17 protein-coding genes are annotated in these 18,351 nt (G+C 62.5%); 7 read left to right on the top strand and 10 right to left on the bottom strand.

From position 1 onward, the window contains the following. Nucleotides 1-27: 27 nt before the first annotated feature. Nucleotides 28-1,425, bottom strand: a complete 1,398-nt coding sequence (locus tag LPB73_RS00325; RefSeq protein ID WP_093757204.1) for a lytic murein transglycosylase — start codon at nt 1,423-1,425, stop codon at nt 28-30. A 262-nt stretch (nt 1,426-1,687) separates the two neighbouring features. Between LPB73_RS00325 and LPB73_RS00320 the strand changes: the two genes are divergently transcribed. Further along, nucleotides 1,688-2,572 (top strand): UTP--glucose-1-phosphate uridylyltransferase, encoded by an 885-nt coding sequence (locus LPB73_RS00320; RefSeq protein ID WP_231079138.1) that lies wholly within the window; start codon nt 1,688-1,690, stop codon nt 2,570-2,572. A 3-nt stretch (nt 2,573-2,575) separates the two neighbouring features. Here LPB73_RS00320 and LPB73_RS00315 read toward each other — a convergent pair whose 3' ends face one another. Continuing rightward, the gene (locus tag LPB73_RS00315; RefSeq protein ID WP_170849588.1) at nt 2,576-4,072 is read right to left on the bottom strand and encodes a sensor domain-containing diguanylate cyclase; all 1,497 of its coding nucleotides are present in this window, start codon (nt 4,070-4,072) and stop codon (nt 2,576-2,578) included. A 199-nt stretch (nt 4,073-4,271) separates the two neighbouring features. Here LPB73_RS00315 and LPB73_RS00310 point away from each other — a divergent pair, with 199 nt between their 5' ends. Beyond that, entirely contained in the window at nt 4,272-4,544 is a 273-nt protein-coding gene (locus LPB73_RS00310) for a hypothetical protein (protein WP_089266229.1), read from the top strand. Between the two features lie 33 nt (nt 4,545-4,577). Here LPB73_RS00310 and LPB73_RS00305 read toward each other — a convergent pair whose 3' ends face one another. Then, a complete protein-coding gene (locus tag LPB73_RS00305) occupies nt 4,578-6,260 on the bottom strand; it encodes an outer membrane beta-barrel protein (RefSeq protein WP_184512070.1) in 1,683 nt (560 codons plus the stop codon). 264 nt (nt 6,261-6,524) lie between these two features. Here LPB73_RS00305 and LPB73_RS00300 point away from each other — a divergent pair, with 264 nt between their 5' ends. Beyond that, on the top strand, nt 6,525-7,502 hold the full coding sequence (locus tag LPB73_RS00300) for a KpsF/GutQ family sugar-phosphate isomerase (RefSeq protein ID WP_410001886.1): 978 nt from the start codon (nt 6,525-6,527) through the stop codon (nt 7,500-7,502). Nucleotides 7,503-7,508: 6 nt separating this feature from the next. Here LPB73_RS00300 and LPB73_RS00295 read toward each other — a convergent pair whose 3' ends face one another. Then, complete coding sequence (locus LPB73_RS00295) at nt 7,509-8,057, bottom strand: carboxymuconolactone decarboxylase family protein (protein WP_089265790.1); 549 nt, start codon at nt 8,055-8,057, stop codon at nt 7,509-7,511. Nucleotides 8,058-8,130: 73 nt separating this feature from the next. On the opposite strand from LPB73_RS00295, the gene LPB73_RS00290 reads away from it, so the two are divergent. Beyond that, a complete protein-coding gene (locus LPB73_RS00290; RefSeq protein WP_115032956.1) occupies nt 8,131-8,472 on the top strand; it encodes a winged helix-turn-helix transcriptional regulator in 342 nt (113 codons plus the stop codon). Here the strand turns inward: LPB73_RS00290 and LPB73_RS00285 are convergent, their stop codons facing one another. The 6 genes from LPB73_RS00285 to LPB73_RS00260 form a co-directional block, all read right to left on the bottom strand. Continuing rightward, nucleotides 8,473-8,916, bottom strand: coding sequence for an NfeD family protein (locus tag LPB73_RS00285; RefSeq protein WP_231079136.1), 444 nt, complete (start codon nt 8,914-8,916; stop codon nt 8,473-8,475). A 10-nt stretch (nt 8,917-8,926) separates the two neighbouring features. Beyond that, on the bottom strand, nt 8,927-9,916 hold the full coding sequence (locus LPB73_RS00280) for an SPFH domain-containing protein (RefSeq protein ID WP_089265787.1): 990 nt from the start codon (nt 9,914-9,916) through the stop codon (nt 8,927-8,929). Between the two features lie 234 nt (nt 9,917-10,150). Then, nucleotides 10,151-11,188: a ferrochelatase gene (hemH, locus tag LPB73_RS00275; RefSeq protein ID WP_231079135.1), complete on the bottom strand. Its 1,038-nt coding sequence runs from the start codon at nt 11,186-11,188 to the stop codon at nt 10,151-10,153. Between the two features lie 71 nt (nt 11,189-11,259). Beyond that, nucleotides 11,260-12,420: a nickel/cobalt transporter gene (locus LPB73_RS00270; protein WP_231079134.1), complete on the bottom strand. Its 1,161-nt coding sequence runs from the start codon at nt 12,418-12,420 to the stop codon at nt 11,260-11,262. Next, on the bottom strand, nt 12,417-13,052 hold the full coding sequence (locus tag LPB73_RS00265; protein WP_231079133.1) for a DUF1007 family protein: 636 nt from the start codon (nt 13,050-13,052) through the stop codon (nt 12,417-12,419). Before LPB73_RS00265 ends, LPB73_RS00270 begins: the two co-directional genes overlap by 4 nt. A gap of 13 nt (nt 13,053-13,065) precedes the next feature. Further along, the gene (locus tag LPB73_RS00260) at nt 13,066-15,156 is read right to left on the bottom strand and encodes a M3 family metallopeptidase (RefSeq protein WP_231079131.1); all 2,091 of its coding nucleotides are present in this window, start codon (nt 15,154-15,156) and stop codon (nt 13,066-13,068) included. 131 nt (nt 15,157-15,287) lie between these two features. Between LPB73_RS00260 and LPB73_RS00255 the strand changes: the two genes are divergently transcribed. From LPB73_RS00255 to LPB73_RS00245, 3 genes are all read left to right on the top strand, one after another. Then, on the top strand, nt 15,288-15,539 hold the full coding sequence (locus LPB73_RS00255) for a hypothetical protein (RefSeq protein WP_068728984.1): 252 nt from the start codon (nt 15,288-15,290) through the stop codon (nt 15,537-15,539). 877 nt (nt 15,540-16,416) lie between these two features. Beyond that, entirely contained in the window at nt 16,417-17,559 is a 1,143-nt protein-coding gene (locus tag LPB73_RS00250) for a type III PLP-dependent enzyme (protein WP_068728986.1), read from the top strand. 148 nt (nt 17,560-17,707) lie between these two features. Next, nucleotides 17,708-18,304, top strand: a complete 597-nt coding sequence (locus LPB73_RS00245; RefSeq protein WP_184512074.1) for a GNAT family N-acetyltransferase — start codon at nt 17,708-17,710, stop codon at nt 18,302-18,304. Nucleotides 18,305-18,351: the final 47 nt, after the last annotated feature.

Genomic DNA, 18,351 nt, shown 5'->3' with positions numbered 1-18,351 from the left:
TGCGCTATGGGCCTCTGCGCAGAACGCCTATCTAGCCCGGAGCCGATCCAGCATCTCCGACGATGCAAACCCGTCAGCGGGCGCGCCGACGGAGGCCTGGAAGTTGCGCAAGGCTTCGCGGGTCTGGCCGCCGAACTGGCCGTCCGGCGTGCCTTTGTAGAAGCCGCGCTGCGCCAGCAGCTGCTGCAGCTCAAGCCGTTCTGCGCGGGATAGCACGCGCTCCTGACGCGGCCATGGCTGCACGAAAGGCGGACCGCCGCGCAGGCGATCGGCAAAATGGCCGATAGCCATCGCATAGGCTTCAGCCGGATTGTATTTCATGATGACGCGGAAATTCGTCAGCATCAGAAAGCCCGGCCCCTGCGAACCGGCGGGCGCGAGCAGATAGGCCTTTTCCGTCATGCGCGGGAACGGCTGGTTGTTAGCCCGCTTGAGGCCAAGCTGCTCCCATTGCGGCAGGGTCATCGCCTTGGCCTTGTCGGCCAGCATGTAGTTGAAGCCTTGTGGCACGACGACCTCGTAGCCCCAGGTCTGACCGCTCTGCCAGCCATCCTTTTTCAGGTTGTTGGCGGTCGAGAAAATCAGATCGGTCGGATTGTCGACCACATCGCGGCGGCCGTCGCCGTCGCCGTCCACCGCGAAGCGCTTGAACGCGGTCGGCATGAACTGGGTCGGCCCGAATGCGCCGGCCCAGGAGCCGCGCATCTGTTCAGGCCTCAGATCGCCGCGATGCAGGATTTCCAGAGCAACCAGAAACTCATCCTTGAAATAGGCCTGGCGGCGGCCGACGCAGGCTAGCGTCGCCGTCGAGCGCAGCACACTGCGATCGCCGATCATCGTCGAGTAGTTCGACTCGATGCCCCAGATCGACGCGACGATGTAGCGATCGACGCCGTAGGCCTTCTCGGCCGCATCGAAGATGGTCTTGTACTGCGCCAGCACCTCGCGGCCCTTGGCCATGCGGTTGTCGTTCACCAGGATGTCGAGATAGTCCCAGATCGCCTTGGTGAATTCCGGCTGCGAATCCATCAGGTCCATGATTCGCAGATCCGGCGTCAGCCCGGCGGTGAAACGCTGATAGCTGTCCTGCGAGATGCCGCGGCGTGCGGCATCAGGCCACAGTCCGGCAATGCAGTTGTCGAAATTACCAGCGGCCTCGCGGATTGCCTGTGCAGTCATCAGCGGATGGCCGGATGCGCCGTCCTCGCCGCTCCAGGGCTGCGCTCCGGGCGCGCCGGGCAGTGCCGCCTGTGGCGGCGGGTCCTGGGTCTGCGACGATCCGCTAAAGATATTGTCGAACAGGCTGAAAGGGCCGCTCTTGCTCTGCGCCTGCGCCGCCACGGGCAGGGCTGCCGTAAGCAAAACTGCGCCGAGCGCAGCTACACCGCATGTCAGGCTACGCGCCATCTTCTTCGCAGATTTCATCACTATCCATCTCGGGAATCTGACCGGAATTTGGTCATGACTGTGGCATGACAGGAGGCCCGGTGAGGGTTTCCATCAGCTTAACACTATTCCAGTTTTGCCTGGCTGGGCGGACGTGCCGCGCGGCAGAAAGGATAATTGCAGACATGTAGCCCGGCACCACACATCCGCCTTTGTTCCCGGTTGCAAACGGAACCAGCAGGCGCAATCTTCGTTGGCCTGCCTGCGTCGTTCCCCTCCAAGGTCATTGCAAAGTCCCCTGATGAAAATTCGCAAAGCCGTTTTTCCGGTCGCCGGCCTCGGCACCCGCGTCCTCCCCGCCACCAAGGCGATGCCGAAGGAAATGCTGACCATCGTCGATCGGCCGTTGATCCAATATGTGGTCGACGAAGCCCGCGAGGCCGGCATCGAACATTTCATCTTCGTTACTGGCCGCAACAAGGGCATCATCGAAGATCACTTCGACCGCATGTTCGAGCTCGACGAGACACTCAAGAGCCGCAACAAGTCTGCCGAGATCGAACAGCTGGCGCTGTCCCAGCCTGCCGCCGGCGCCATGAGCTTCACACGCCAGCAGGCCCCGCTCGGGCTTGGCCATGCTGTCTGGTGTGCCCGCGATATCGTCGGCAATGAGCCCTTCGCCGTGGTGCTGCCGGATGAGCTGGTGCTGAATTCCCCGGGCTGCCTGAAGCAGATGGTCGACATTGCCAATGCCCTCGGCGAAAAATCCAACCTCGTTGCCGTCGAGGAAGTGCCGATGGACATGACGCATCAATACGGCATCTGCGGTGTCGGCGAGCGCCACCCAACCCACGAAGCCGCTTTCACCATCGACGGCATGGTCGAGAAACCCCCGAAGGGCACCGCGCCGTCCAACCTTTCGATTACCGGCCGCTACATCCTGCAGCCGGAGATATTCAAAATTTTGGAGACCCAGGAGCGCGGCGCGGGTGGCGAAATCCAGCTCACCGATGCGATGATCGGCCTCGCCAAGAGCCAGGCGTTCTACGGCGTGGAATTCGAAGGCGAGCGGCACGATTGCGGTTCGAAGTCGGGCTTCCTGCGCGCCAATATCGCGTTCGGCCTGCAACGCCCTGATCTGCGCGAAGGTCTGCGCGCCGAAATGCTGCGTTACCTCGGAGAGTAAGCGCTAGGCTGCAATCGCCTGATGCGCATCGCCTGCGATGACACACTGGTTGCGGCCTGCGGCCTTCGCCGCATAGAGCGCCTTGTCGGCAGCTTCGACCAGTCCCGTCCACTCCATCGTCACCAGCGGCTTCACGCTGGCGACGCCGATGCTGACCGTGAGCATCGCAGGATCGGCCGGCACCTGCTCGACGCGGCGCCGAATGGTTTCGGCAACCTCATAGGCATCCTGCACGGTCGCACCGGGCAGCAGCACGGCGAACTCTTCCCCGCCATAGCGCGCGGCACAGTCGCCGGCCCGCTTCGCCGCTCCTGCGATGCAATTCGCGATCGCGATCAGGGCAGTGTCTCCGGATTGATGACCGAAGCTATCGTTGAAAACCTTGAAATGGTCGGCGTCGATCAACAGCAGTGCCATCGGCCGTGAATGCCTGATGGCACGGCGCCATTCCAGCTCCATCGCCGCATCGAATTTGCGGCGATTGCGCAGTCCAGTGAGACCATCGGTCGTGGCCAGTTCTTCGAGCTTGTGCTCTGCGTGTGCGCGGCGGCCTATTTCGCGCGCCAGGAACAGTGTCACCGCGGTGATGAAGATAATCAGCGCCAGCATGATGCCGCCGATCTTGATCGCCTGCTGATACCACAGACTGTAGATGCCGGCCCACGGCCGGCCGACGATCACGAGCAACGGCCGACCGCTGTCGCGCCACACGTAGAGGCGCTCGATCTGGTCAACGACACCGACGCCCGAATACGACCCGTTGGACCGGCTCAGCGCCCGCATCACGCCGGGGGTCTTGCTCAGATCCCTGCCGACCACGTCGAGATCGAACGGCGTACGCATGATGACGACGCCGTCGCGGCGGATCACTGTGATGTTGTCGTCCTTGTTCAGCCGCAAGCGGCCGAACAGATCATGAAAGTAGGCGAACCGGATGGCACCCGCGACGACGCCGGCAAAATTGCCATCGACGTCGGTGATGCGGCGGCTCAGCACGACGGAATACGCGCCCCGGTGCAGCATCGGTTTGCTGACATAGAGCCCGCGCTCGCCGTCGAACTTGTGTACCTTGAAGAACTCTTCGTCGGCACTGCTCTGCTTGGCAGGATCGAGCGATGCCGCATCGATGATAAGATCGCCATGCGCATCGAACACCTGAATGGATGCAAACTGGCGCGCTGATGCCGCATTGTCGAACAGGATCAGCTGGCGCATTTCCTTGCTGAGCTTGTCGATCTCGGGCGTATTGATGCCGGAAATGACAGCGCGCAACGACAGATCGTATTGTTCAACGGTTCGACCTATATCAGAATCGATGGAGGTGGCGAGGTTCTCGGCAGTCTGTCGCGCGAGCGCTTCCTCGCCGCGGCGCATATCGAGCATCACAGTGCCGCAAACGGCCGAAAAGCCAATGATCGTGACCAGCGACGACAGAATCAACAGCTTGGCCGATAACGGCCAGCGTCGAATTCCCGTGCTTGCATTCCCCGACTTCATCATGTGCTCCGTACCCCACGGATCGCACGCGAATGCTTGCCGAGCGCTTAAGTACCGGCTTTGGGTTCCACACGGCGTTAACGAACGGTTGCGGAAAATGCTCGGATGACGCACTTCCGATGTCGATTTACCAAAATCGCGCTGTAGCGCCTGATCGCGCGGGCGCGTATGACGTTTGCGAGATTATACCGAGGACAATTCCGTGCCTGACTACGACCTGCTCCGCGCCTACCTGGCCAGCCAGACCAAGGACGAATTCGTGCTGAGCATGGATGCGATCGAGGAGATCATCGACGACGCGCTGCCGCGCGCGTCGCACCGGGCCTCGTGGTGGGAGACCGAGCGCGCGCCCGATGAGCACATGCCGCAGCGCGAGGCCTGTATCGCAGCCGGCTTCATCGCCATCCGATTGCCCGATGGCTCCGGTGTGAAATTTCGCCGGAAGACGGCCAAGTTCATGCGGAAGTGGAATTAGGACGAGCGACGTGGCGCCCAGCGATTTTGACGGCTACCGCTGCAGTCTCACGCCCAGCATCACCACGGTCGAGGCCGTGCTCGCGCCAAGGATGTTTGAATCCAGGATATCGCGGCGCACCTGCGCCTTGAGCTGGATTTCACGGTTCAGCTTGTAAACGAGATCACCCTGCAGCGAGTAGATCTTATCGAAGCGAAAGTTTTCCTGATAATCCTGCGTCACATAAGTGAACTTGCCCGTGGCCGTCAGCCAGCGCCGGAAGTCGTGATTGACCTCGACCGTATAGGTGCGCGTGAGAATGCCGGGAACGCCGGGAACGGTCGTCTCGTCGATCGACGTGGTCGAGACGAATTTCGCGGTCGTCAGCGGTGTGGCCGTCCAGATCAGCGACGCTGACGTCAGCAGGCCCTTGAGAACCTCCAGCCGCGTATCCGTATAGCTGCGCGCTGCATATCCGATCGACGCTTCGCCCGTCAGCAGACGCGTGAATTCGAACGTCGTACCGGCCTTGATATAGCCGCCGCTGGAATCGCGGAGATAGCCAAAGCGATCCGCCCGATCGTCGTGCACACGGACATCGCCCTGGACTTCGGCGAATGGCTTCAGACCCGGCAGCACTTCATAGGTGGCGCGGCCGACGCCGCCATACTGATTGAAATTACGGTCATTGTTGTTGGTCTGGGTGCCGTCGGTCAGTTTCGAATCCTGATAGACAGTGCGATCGACGAGACCATCGACCTTGATCTGAAGGCGGTTGAAGTCCTTCTCGACCCCGAGCGACCCACCAGTCGTCGTGAACAGCGGGAACTCCTTCAAGCCGGCCTGAATGTTCGGGCTGCCCGGATTATCCGCGCCGACCCGCATACGCATTTCGCTGTTAACGCGCAGGTCGCGGGCGACATCGAGACGACCGGCGATCTTGCCGTTGAATTCGGCGCGATCGACATTTTCGGGTGCCGGCGAAGTCTGGAATGGCGCTGCGGGAAACTGCTTCTCATAGCCGGTGAAGGATCCGCGCAGATCCACGATGATCGAGTGCCGCGTCCAGTCGGTTGCGGCCAGCAGCTCCGGCGCGACCTTGTAGAACGACGACCCCTTCGGCTGCACGAAACGCGCCGGATTGTTGTCGAAACCGCCATAGATTTCCACGGCTGACTTCACGAGAAAGCTGCCGACGCGCACGCCGGTCGGGGCATAAGGATCGGGATCAATCGGCAATCGCCGGCGCGGCGGCTGACCCACCACGGTGCCGGCAACCGACGGCGCAACGGGGGGCTTGGCGGCCTTGGCCGATGGCGGTGACGGCCGCGTCTCGGGCACCAGCGGCGGCGGCGGGCTGCCGGGGCCCACTGGCGGCTTCGGCTTCTTCGCGCCCGGATAATATTTGGTCTGCTTGCGCTTGCGGTTGAGCGCATCGAACCCGGTGCCGGCGGCGCCCGATGCAGCGGGCACCGGCGGCGTGATGATCGATTGCGGGATGCGATCCGGCGATAGCTGGCTGCTCTGCAGCGTTCCAGTTGGCTGGAGCGGCGCATCCGTCGTTCGGCGCGTCGGCAGATTCTGCGGTGACACGAAACCGCCCGGGACCGGCGCCAGCAGGTCTGACGTCAATGCTTGCGAGAATGCCGGAGATGGCGTGAGGAGGCTCAGGCACAGACATGCCGAAACCGCGCCGTTGGCCCAGGCGCGGTTGCGGCGGTCGCGTACTCGACCCATCCTCACGATCAGAAAAACTCCAACACTATCAAAAGCTTACAAAATCAACCAAGAGCGACGCCGGAGGCGCGCGCGACAACTCATGGTTAAGGGAGTTAAAACGCTTATGGTTAATGGCCCGTTGAGATCGCATCGGCGGGGTTTCGCCAGGCAGGCCCAGCCGTGCTAAGAGGACGGCGACACAGCCGGACAATTTACGGCCCCAGGATGCTATTGATGCCCCTCTCCAAGACACCCGGCCTTCCGACGAAAACGACGGCAGCGATGAGCGATCAGGCCATTGAAGCGATTGCCTCGGCGCTGCGTACGCTGGAGGCCGAAGCCAGCGGCGTCACTGCGCTGGCCACCGCGCTGCAGTCTGACCTCGGCCCGGCCTTCGTCGCGGCCGCCGACCTGATCCTCAAGGCCAAAGGCCGCCTGATCATCACGGGCCTCGGCAAGTCCGGTCATATTGGCCGCAAGATCGCCGCGACCTTCGCCTCGACCGGAACACCTGCCTTCTTCGTCCATGCCGCCGAAGCCAGCCATGGCGATCTCGGCATGATCACGCCCGACGACGTCATCATGGCGCTGTCGTGGTCCGGCGAGCAGCCGGAAATGAAGAACCTCATCACCTATGCCAAGCGTTTCAGGATCGGCGTGGTCGCGATCACCTCCGAAGCCACCTCGACGCTGGCCGAGGCCGCGGATGTCGCGCTGACGCTGCCGAAGGCGCGCGAGGCCTGCCCGCATAATCTCGCGCCCACGACGTCGTCGCTGATGATGCTGGCGATGGGCGATGCGCTGGCGATCGCGCTGCTGGAAGGCCGCGGCTTCACCTCGGTGGATTTCAGCGTGCTGCATCCCGGCGGCAAGCTCGGCGCGATGCTGAAATATACCCGCGACCTCATGCATTCGGGCGACGCCGTGCCGCTCAAGCCGCTCGGCACCAAGATGTCCGACGCGCTGGTGGAAATGTCCTCGAAGGGCTTTGGCTGCGTCGGCATCACCGATGGCAACGGCCATGTGGTCGGCATCGTCACCGACGGCGATCTCCGCCGTCACATGCGCGCCGACCTGATGACGGTCTCGGTCGATGAAGTCATGACCAAGAATCCCAAGACCATCAGCCGCGACCTGCTCGCCGGCGAGGCGCTGGAAATCCTCAACTCGTCGAAGATCACCGCACTGCTGGTGACGGATGCGCGAAAACCCGTCGGCATCGTGCATCTGCATGATCTGCTACGGGCGGGCGTGGCGTAAGCCACGTTAGCTGGCAGTTCGCAGGAACCTTGCCGCATTCGCTTCGAGTGGCAATGCCAAGCCGTTCGCGATGTACGACACCGTACGATAGAATCCACACAGCAGGATGATCTCGAAGATTTTCGCGTCATCGTAGTGAGCGGCCAGCGTCTTGAACTCCTCATCGCTGAGCGTGGCGCGGTGATGCAGCGCATCGACTGCCGCGATCAGAGCTTGTTCCGCTGACGACCAGCATGTCGCCTGTGAGTCACCGTCAACGGTCGCCCTCACCTCCGCTTCCGTCAGCTTCGCCGCGTCTGCAAAGGTCGCGACATGGACGCCCCATTCATATTCGCATCCGGTCAGTGCGCAGGTGCGATCTATGACAATCTCGCGCTCCCGCAGCGACAGCGGTCCGCGATCAAGCAGGCCAGCTGCGCGAAATTTGCTCCATGCCCTCGGATGACCGGCGATCACGCGAAACAGCATCAGCGGCGGCGCCCCGCGCATGATCGCATCGAATTGCGTCTGAATGTCGGAAGCATAAGGCGGCTGCAGCGGCGCGATGCGTGACATGCCCAACTCCTGCGCTACAATAATCGTAGCGACATGCTACATATTTTGTAGCGCCCTGCAAGAGAGTAATGTGATGGCAAAGTCCGTTTCCAAGCCGCCCAGACGCGGTGTGCGCGGCTCAACGACCGGCCGACCGATCATGGCGCTGCTCGACCTGCTGGGCCGGCGCTGGACGCTGCGCATTCTCTGGGAGTTGCGTGAGCGCTCCCTGACCTCGCGGGCGCTGCGCGAGGCTTGCGACGACGCCTCCCCTACCGTTCTCCAGGCACGCCTGAGCGATCTCAGAGACGCGGGTCTGATCGCGCTGCAGCCGGACGGCTATGGGCTGACGGATACAGGCCGGGAGTTGCAGGACACCTTCCTGCCACTGCATCACTTTGCGGAGCGGTGGAGCAAATCGCTGGCGGCTGACTGATCAGGCCACGTCCACCGTCAGACTGGCCCCATCCGCCTTCACGATCTTTACCCGCGTCCCAGCCGGCGTATCCGGGCCACTGACGCGCCAGACCGTGTCGTCGATGCGCACGATGCCCTCGCCGTCCATGATCGGCCGATCCAGCGTGCAGACACGGCCAACCAGCGCATCGGAGCGCTTGTTGAGGAACGGATTCGGATTGGCGCCGGGCTTCTGACGCGCGATCCGCCGCCACAGCGGCACGGCAGCGAGCGCGAACAATCCGAACAGCAGGATCTGCACTTGCCAAGTCGGCGTGACGATGAACGACAGCACGCCGACCAGGAATGCGGACAGCCCGAGCCAGAACATGAAGACGCCGGGCGCCAGCAGCTCCAGCGCCATCAGCAGCACGCCGAAGATCAGCCAGTTCCAGCTACCCAAAGTGACGAACATTTCGGCCATTGCGAAATCCCTAGCTGCGCGGCGGCGTTGTACCCGCCGGCGGCACCGATCCGCTGCGGCGCGCGGCAGCCTGGGCCGAGGTCGAGTTCTCGCCGAAGGTCGCCTTCGCGATCTCGCCGATACCGGCCAGCGAGCCCAGCATGCTCATGGCTTCCACCGGCAGCATGATAACCTTCTGGTTTGGCGATTCCGCAAGCTGGCCGAACGCCTTGATGTATTTGTCGGCGATGAAGTAATTCAGCGCCGCAACGTCACCCTTCGAAATCGCCTCCGACACCACCCGCGTTGCGTTGGCTTCGGCCTCTGCGGAACGCTCGCGTGCCTCGGCGTCACGGAACGCAGCCTCGCGGCGACCTTCGGCCTGCAGAATCTGGCCCTGCTTGGCACCTTCGGCACGGAGAATTTCCGACTGGCGCTGACCCTCGGCCTGCAGAATATCGGCGCGCTTGACGCGTTCGGCCTTCATCTGGCGGCCCATGGCCTCTACGAGGTCGGCCGGCGGCACGATGTCCTTGATCTCGATACGGTTGACCTTGAGGCCCCATGGGGAGACGGCGGCATCGACGACGCGCAGCAGACGCTCATTGATCTCGTCGCGATGCGACAGCACCTGATCGAGATCCATCGAGCCCATCACCGAACGAATGTTGGTCATGGTCAGCACGATGATCGCCTGATTGAGGTCGGACACTTCGTAGCTTGCCTTGGCCGCGTCGAACACCTGGAAGAACGCGACGCCGTCCACGGTGACGGTGGCGTTGTCCTTGGTGATTACTTCCTGCTCGGGGATGCTGATCACCTGCTCCATCATGTTCATCTTGCGACCGACGCGGTCGAAATAAGGGATGATGAGGTTGAGGCCCGGCGACAGCGTGCGGGTGAACTTGCCGAAGCGCTCAATGGTCCAGTCATAGCCCTGCGGTACGGTCTTCACACCGGCAAACAGCGTGAAGATGATCAGCAGCACAACGGCGATGGCGAAAATGTCGTAACCGGACATCAAAGTCTCCCTGCGGCAAAATGGACGCGCAACATATGGCGCCTCGTTGTTTTGTCGGCGTGGAGGATTTTAAGGTTCGAAATCGGGAAAAGCGAGAGCGCCGACGTGATCGCGAGCCACGGACCTCTCAGCCGTCATTGCGAGGAGCCCTTGCGACGAAGCAATCCAGTCTTCGCCTGTGGCTTCTGGATTGCTTCGCTGCGCTCGCAATGACGTGAATGGGTTGGAGCGCCCTTAGATCCAGCCCTGCAGCTCGCGCAGCACAAGCTGGCGGATCGTGTCCATGCCCTCATCGCTGTCGTTGAGGCAGGGGATCGCAGAGAATTGCTCGCCGCCATTATGCATGAAGATCTCGCAATTCTCCTGTGCGATTTCTTCCAGCGTCTCCAGGCAGTCGGCCGAGAAGCCAGGCATTACGACGGCAATGCGACGCACGCCGTCCTTGGCGAGCTGCTCGATGGTCTTGTCCGTATACGGCTGAAGCCAGGCGTCGAAGCCGAAACGGGACTGGAAGGTCAGCAACAGCTTCGGCGCATCCGGCCCGAGCCGCTTGCGCAGCGCTTCGGTCGTGGCCACGCATTGCGCCTGATAGGGATCGCCCTTGTCGATATATTTCTGCGGCATGCCGTGGAACGACGCCACAATCATTTCCGGTACGAAGGACAGCGTCGCCAGATGCTTCTCGATCGAGGTCGCCAGCGCACTGATATAATCCGGCTCATCATAATAAGGCGGGGTGACCCGCAGCGTCGGCTGCGCACGCATGGTACCGAGCACGCGGAACACTTCGTCGCAGACCGTCGCAGACGTCGCCGCCGAATATTGCGGATACAGCGGCACCACCAGAATGCGGTCGCAGCCCTTTGCAGTCAGGTCAGCGATGCGGGAACGGATCGACGGATTGCCGTAGCGCATCGCCCAATCCACCACGAGATGGGTATGGCTATCGAGTGACGCCGCGAGCTTGTCGGACTGCGCACGGGTGATCGTCTTCAACGGAGATTCGTTTTTCTCCGTGTTCCAGATCTTCAGATAGTCCTTGGCCTTGCGGCGCGGGCGCGTGGTCAGGATGACGCCGTTGAGGATCAGCTTCCACAGCAGGCCCTGGTTCTCGATCACGCGCGGATCGGACAGGAACTCTCTGAGATAAACGCGTACGCCGCGGGTATCCGCCGTGTCGGGAGTTCCGAGATTGACCAGCAAGACGCCGACGCGTTCCGATATCTCCAGGGTGGAGGCCGGTGGCTGCTCGAGGGAAACGACATTTGTCATGATGCCGGTGGCTTCGCGCTTTGGTTGGACCTTGTCAAGACGACGGACTGTCCATCAGGGCAGGACAGCGATCAGAAACAGGTGACGCGTTCGGCCGCGACATAGCCCAGCAGCAGGCCAACGCCAAACAGCATCACCAGCGCCGCCGCGCCGAACTCAATCCCCCGCATGACCAGCGCGCCACTGCCATCGCGGCCACCGGCCAAACGGCCGGCGAGACCCTTGGCGGAGACGGCGAGGACGGCAATGGTTGCCACGGTAATCGCGGTTCCCAGGCCCATCACGAAGGTGGCGGCGATGCCGGCCCAGAACATCCCCTGCGCCAGTGCGAAGACCAGCACGAGGATCGCGCCCGAGCATGGCCGGATGCCTACCGTGAACACGGCCGACAGTCCGCGCGCCCAGCCGCCGGGGCCGGCGAGCTGATCCGGCGTCGGGCCGTGGGAATGGCCGCAATGCTCATCATGAACGTGATCGTGATGACTGTGCTCATGGTGCGCATGCGCTGAAGCCGTCGCCTCGGCATGCGCCGTATGGGCGTGCGCATGAGAATGAGCGTGGCCATGATGATGGTCGTGGTGATGGTGGTCATGGCCGTGATCGTGCGTATGCGCGGACGCACTGGCATGGGCCACCGCGAGTTGCGGCCCCGCAACCGGCAGCGACGGCCGCAAGGCGCGGAAGAACCCGCGCCCCTTGCTCCAGACCAGTCGCGCGCCGAAGGCCGCGATGAGCCCATAGCTGGCGATCTCCACCCAGCGCTCGGTGCTGCACATGGTCTTGGCTGTGACATTTAGCAACCATGCGCCAATGCCGACGATCAACACGGCGACGAGCGCCTGCATCAGCGCCGAGACGAAGGACAATATGATACCGCGCTTGGCGGTCTCTTCATTGGCGACCAGATAGGACGAGATCACCGCCTTGCCATGGCCGGGGCCGGCGGCGTGGAAGATACCGTAGGCAAAGGAGATCCCCAGCAGCGTCCACACCGCGCTGCCGTCGGACTTGGCGGCACGGATGGTCGCCGACATCGCGCGATAGAATTCGGACTGCTTCGTCAGGAGCCAGCCAATGATGCCGCCAACCTGTGAGTCCGGCACACCCTTCGGCGCACCGAACGGGTTCTGCGCCAACACATCATGCAGCGCTCCATCGGCAATCACTGACGCTGCGGCCAGCACAGCGCAAGCCAACAGCACGTGGCGCATCGTCATTTTCTGGAGCATCATGGGCAATCGACCGTGATCTTGTTAGCGAACATGGCGCCGTAATTGCTGTTCTCGCCATTCATGAAAGTGTCTTCATTCATGGTCTGCGCCTTGGCGGCGCCGTCCGACGGGCGCTGGATCGCCATCGTGCAGGAGGCCGGCGCGCCAGCCAGCTTGATGGGGTCTTTCTTCTCCAGACCGAAATCGACGAAGAAGCTCGGATCGAAGATTTCCAGCTCCATCTTCTTGGCCTTGAACGGCGTCTTGAAGGGCAGCGTGAAGTGCAGCACCAGCGCCGCGTCGCGCTTCTCAAGATAATAGTCGACGGGATCGTTGAAGCGCTGCTTCTTGCCCTCGACCTTGGCGAAGGTGAAGAAGGCGAATTCCTTCAGCGACTCCACATTGGTCTGTGCCAGCGGCGCCAGTTCCTCGCGGGTATAGACGCCCTTGGTCTTGCTCTCGATGCCCTGCAGCGCATAGGTCGAGAACATGTCGTCGAACACCCAGGCATGACGCACACCTGTGATGGTGCCGTCCGGCGCGTAGATCAGTTCGCTTGATGCCGTGACGAAGACATGCGGATGGGCGGAGGCAGCAGTGATGCCGCCAGCCAGCGCAACAACGATCGCGATCAGACCCAAAAAGCGGTTCATCAGAAGTATCACCTCACGCTGCCTCAGGCTCTTCCAACAACCCGCGCCGCCGCAGCAGCGCATCCGGCGCGGGGGCACGGCCGCGGAACGCGATATAGGCCGCTTCCGGATCGACCGAACCGCCCGACGAATAGATGTCGTCATGCAGCCGCTTGGCCACTGCGGGATCGAAGATGTTGCCGGCTTCCTCGAAGGCGCCGAAGGCGTCCGCATCCATCACTTCGGACCACATGTAGCTGTAGTAGCCAGACGCATAGTGATCGCCGGAGAAGATGTGTCCGAACTGCGTCGGCCGGTGCCGCAGCGCGATTTCCTCGGGCATGCCGATCTTCTCCAGCTCCTTCTTCTCGAAGGCAGCGACATCGGCGGAGGCCGACGCCGGCTGGGTGTGGAATTCGAGATCGATCAGCGCCGACGACACAAACTCCACCGTGGCAAAGCCCTGGTTGAACTTGCGGGCAGCGATGAACCGCTTCAGCAGATCGTCGGGCAGCGGCTCGCCGGTCTGGTAGTGCTTGGCGAAAGTCTGCAGCACCTGCGGCTGCTCCTGCCAGTGTTCGTAGAGCTGCGACGGCAGTTCGACGAAGTCCGTGAAAACCGAGGTGCCCGACAGCGAGGGATAGGTGACGTTGGACAGCATGCCGTGCAGGCCATGGCCGAATTCATGGAACAGCGTGCGCGCATCGTCCGGCGACAGCAGCGATGGCTGGCCGTCGGTGCCCTTCGCGAAGTTGCAGATGTTCAGCACCAGCGGCGCCACGTCGCCGTCGAGCTTCTGCTGGTCGCGCAGCGAGGTCATCCAGGCGCCGGAGCGCTTCGACGGGCGGGCGAAGTAGTCGCCATAGAAGATCGCCTTGAGCGCGCCCGAGGCGTCCTTGACCTCCCAGACGCGGACGTCCGGATGCCAGACCGGCACGTCCTTGCGCTCGGCGAAGGTGATACCGAACAAGCGCGTCGCGGTGTCGAATTGCGCCGCGATCATGTTGTCGAGGGTCAGATAAGGCTTGATCGCCGCATCATCGAAATTGGCGCGGCGCTGGCGCAGCTTTTCGGCGTAATAGCGCCAATCCCAAGCGGCGAGCTTGAAGTTGCCGCCCTCCTCCGCGATCAGCTCCTGGAGCGCATCGCGGTCGGCCAGCGCGCGGGCGCGGGCCGGCTTCCAGACCCGCTCCAGCAGACCGCGCACGGCCTCCGGCGTCTTTGCCATGGAGTCTTCCAGGCGATAGGCCGCGAAGGTCGGGAAGCCCAGGATCTTCGCGGTCTCCTCGCGCAGCTTCAGGATTTCGACGATGGTCTCGTTGTTGTCATTGGCATTGCCGTTGTTGCCGCGCTGGATGAAGGCCTTGTAGGCCCTCTCGCGCAGGTCGCGCCGCGCCGCGCTCTTCAGGAACGGCTCCATCGAGGACCGCGACGTGGTGATGATCGCCTTGCCAGTCATGCCGCGCTCGTCAGCCGAGGCCCTGGCAGAGGCGACGAAGCTCTCGGCGAGCCCATCGAGATCGCCTTCGCCCAGCTCCATGAACCACTCCTGCTCGTCGCCGAGCAGATGATGGCTAAAGCTGGTGCCGAGATGCGCGAGACGCTCGTTGATCTCAGCCATCCGCGCCTTGGCGGTCTCGTCGAGGCCGGCGCCGGAGCGGTGGAAGCGGGTATAGGTCCGCTCCAGGAGACGCATCTGTTCGGTGGTGAGGCCGAGCTCGGCGCGTTTGTCGTGGAGCGCCACGATGCGGCCGAACAATACGGCATTCATCATGATCGGATTCCAGTGCCGCGCCATCCGCGACGACACATCCTTGTCGATCTCCAGGATCGCCGGATTGGAATGCGCCGACACCAGATCGTAGAACACCGATGCCACACGGCTGAGCAACTTGCCGGAGCGCTCCAGCGCCGTGATCGTATTGGCGAAGTCAGGCGCGGCCGGATCGTTCACGATCGCGGCAATCTCGGCCGAATGGTCGAAAAACGCCTGTTCGAAGGCCGGCATGAAGTGCTCGGGCTTGATCTCGTCGAACGGCGGGGTCTCGAACGGGGTCTGCCAGGCTTTCAGAAGCGGATTTTCGAGACCTTTCGACGCAACCGGCGAGACCGACGTTTCTGACATAAGAAATCCTGCTTTGAAGCCCAGAGAATGCGTCGATCTATACCACGCGATGGGGCTTTTTTGGGCCCTTTAGTGCTTGCCGCAGCAGGCTTTTTCGGAGAGATTGCGGCCCGAAACAGGACCTTGAGATTATGACCACCTCCACCGCCCCTCGCCGCATCTACTGGCCCAGCGTCATCACCGTCATCTCGGCGGCGATCCTGATCGGCGCGGAAGTGTTCGGCGCCGCCTTCGCGGGCGGCTGGGCACTGTCGATCCTGTTCGGCCTCTCCACCACCGGCGAGCACATCCTGCAGGTCTGCCTATTCCTGTGCGGCGTCGCCATCATGGTGGCCTTCCTGCGCACCGCCGCACGGATCGAGCCGTTCACCCGCCGCGGCTGATCGCTCTGCGCCCGCGCAGCTCCACTCTCCGGCTTCTCACACTCGACTGTCATCGCCCGGCCAGGCGCGCAATTGCGTGCTTGAATTGAGCGCCCCAGTAACCGACGCGGTTCGCGATTCGTCGCTGGCTACAGCGTTTATGGGATTCTCCGCTTTCGCGGAGGACAACAACCGAGAGCGAGATGACAGCGGGACGAGAGGACGACTACAGGACCATGACGCTGGTGTAGTTCAGCACTCCACACCAGCCTCAGACTACGCCAATTCCTTAACCGAACTTAACATCCGTTCATGTTGAGCGCGCTGAGTGCGTCTCGTTTGCAACGCTGCGCGATGGCGTTGAATAAAATGCCCCACAGCCCAAAAAAATTGTTGCGTAGCAGGGTCAAAGAACCTATTTCCGGTCTTGCCCAATTTCGCACGTGCCTGTGGTCGTGTGTCAGTCGGTAGGTATCCGGACAAGAGGCCGGACAGCCGCCAAGGGATGAAGAAGCCGAGGGTCGTTCGCGGAGTTTTGCGAAAGGCCAGCATCTCTCTCCAGAGATGCCGTTGAAGGTGACTTTGTTCTTTGCAACCGTGACTGGCAGCCGGAGGCGAACCGGCGCACCTCGTTCTCAACGGGGGACGCGACTTAAAGCAACGACGGAGCGGGCTTTTTTGGTCTCTGCTGGCTTTCCAACAGCCAGCGCGAATACCGAAGAGGCTTGTCCTTCATTGCCAGGTGTGCGGTAGGGTCACCCCCAACCAATCCACGGCAGCACTTACGGTCTGTACTTTTGGCTTTGTCACGCCTCCATCGCGTGCCTGGGTCCGAAAGCGCTGAACCGTCATCATTTTTTGAACGTGACCCTTTCGCGGGGCCGTTTGGGAGAGTGCTATGACCGAACGTATTCAGGAATTCCTCCGCGCCCGCCGCAACGAGGGCACCGATGTCGAGCCGTGCCTCGTCGTCGACCTCGAAGTCGTGCGCGACAACTTCCAGAGCTTTGCGAAGGCTTTGCCTGATAGCCGCGTGTTCTACGCGGTGAAGGCAAACCCGGCGCCGGAAGTGCTGTCGCTGCTGGCCTCGATGGGCTCGTGCTTCGACTGCGCGTCGGTGCAGGAAATCCAGATGGCGCTCGACGCTGGCGCCACGCCGGACCGCATCTCCTTCGGCAACACCATCAAGAAGGAACGCGATATCGCGCGCGCCCACGCGCTCGGCATCGGCCTGTTCTCGGTCGATTGCGCCGCTGAGGTCGAGAAGATCGCGCGCGCCGCTCCCGGCGCCCGCGTGTTCTGCCGCATCCTCTACGATTGCGCCGGCGCCGAGTGGCCGCTGTCGCGCAAGTTCGGCTGCGATCCGGAAATGGCTGTCGACGTGCTGGACCTCGCCAAGCGTCTTGGCCTGGAGCCCTATGGCATTTCGTTCCATGTCGGCTCGCAGCAGCGCAAGGTGAAGGCATGGGACCGTGCGCTGGCAATGGCCTCGTCGGTGTTCCGTGACTGCGCCGAGCGCGGGATCAACCTGTCCATGGTCAATATGGGCGGCGGCTTCCCGACCAAGTACCTCAAGGAAGTTCCGGCGGTCGTGCAATACGGCCGTTCGATCTTCCGTGCGCTGCGCAAGCATTTCGGCAACGCGATTCCGGAGACCATCATCGAGCCGGGTCGCGGCATGGTCGGGAATGCCGGCATCATCGAAGCCGAAGTCGTTCTGATCTCGAAGAAGAGCGACGAGGACGACGTGCGCTGGGTGTATCTGGACATCGGCAAGTTCGGCGGTCTCGCCGAGACCATGGACGAGTCGATCCGCTACGCCATCAAGACGCCGCATGACGGCGCCGAGATGACGCCCTGCGTGCTCGCCGGCCCGACCTGCGATTCGGCCGACGTGATGTATGAGAAGCTGCCGTATCCGCTGCCTGTGACGCTTGAGATCGGCGACAAGCTGCTGATCGAAGGCACCGGCGCCTATACGTCGACTTATTCGGCAGTGGCGTTTAACGGCTTCCCGCCGCTGCGCACCTTCCATATCTGAGCGTTGCAAATCTGACGTCGCTCACTATATCCGGCATCCACCCCGGATATGACTAATCGGAGAGCCGGCCCGCCGGCTCTCATCCCGTCACCTTCCAATTCTGGATGACAACACTCCGTGTGAAAAACGGAGTGGGGACCGACATGCCATGACCGATCTGCACGAGACCGCCACCAACAACACTGTTGCTTTGCCCATCGCAGCCCCTTCGTACGAGATCCGTGCGGAACGTGGCTCCGACGTCGCCGCCCGTGAATCTCTGCTGGATGTGTGCTTCGGCGCTTCGCGCCATGCCCGCACCTGCCAGCGACTGCGTGACGGACGACTGCCCGCCGAAGGCCTGGCCTTCTCGGCGGTGGTGCAAGGCAGGCTGGTCGGCACGATCAGGCTTTGGCATGTCGACGCCGGGGGCCGAGCTGCACTGATGCTCGGCCCCCTGGCGGTCGATCCGGGTGCCCGCGACCTTGGCCTTGGCGCCGCGTTGATGAATCACGCGATCGCCGAGGCCTCGGCGCGCGGCCATGGCGCCATCGTGCTGCTCGGCGATGCGCCTTATTATGCCCGCTTCGGCTTCATGCCCTGGAAAATGACCGATCTGGCGCTGCCCGGGCCGTTCGAGCGTGATCGCCTGCTCGGCCTCGAGCTGAAGCCCGGAGCGCTGGATGGCGCCCGCGGCATCATCTTCGGAAGCGGTAAATGGGTCCGCAAGGCTGCTGAGCCTGCCGATCTGGCCCACGCGGCTTGATTTGACCACCAAGACACGGCATTGCGGAGCTCACCTCCGCAGGAGAG

The organism is Tardiphaga sp. 37S4, from assembly GCF_021044645.1.
Classification (GTDB): Bacteria; Pseudomonadota; Alphaproteobacteria; order Rhizobiales; family Xanthobacteraceae; genus Tardiphaga; species Tardiphaga robiniae.
This window is presented reverse-complemented; position numbering and strand designations above follow the sequence as displayed.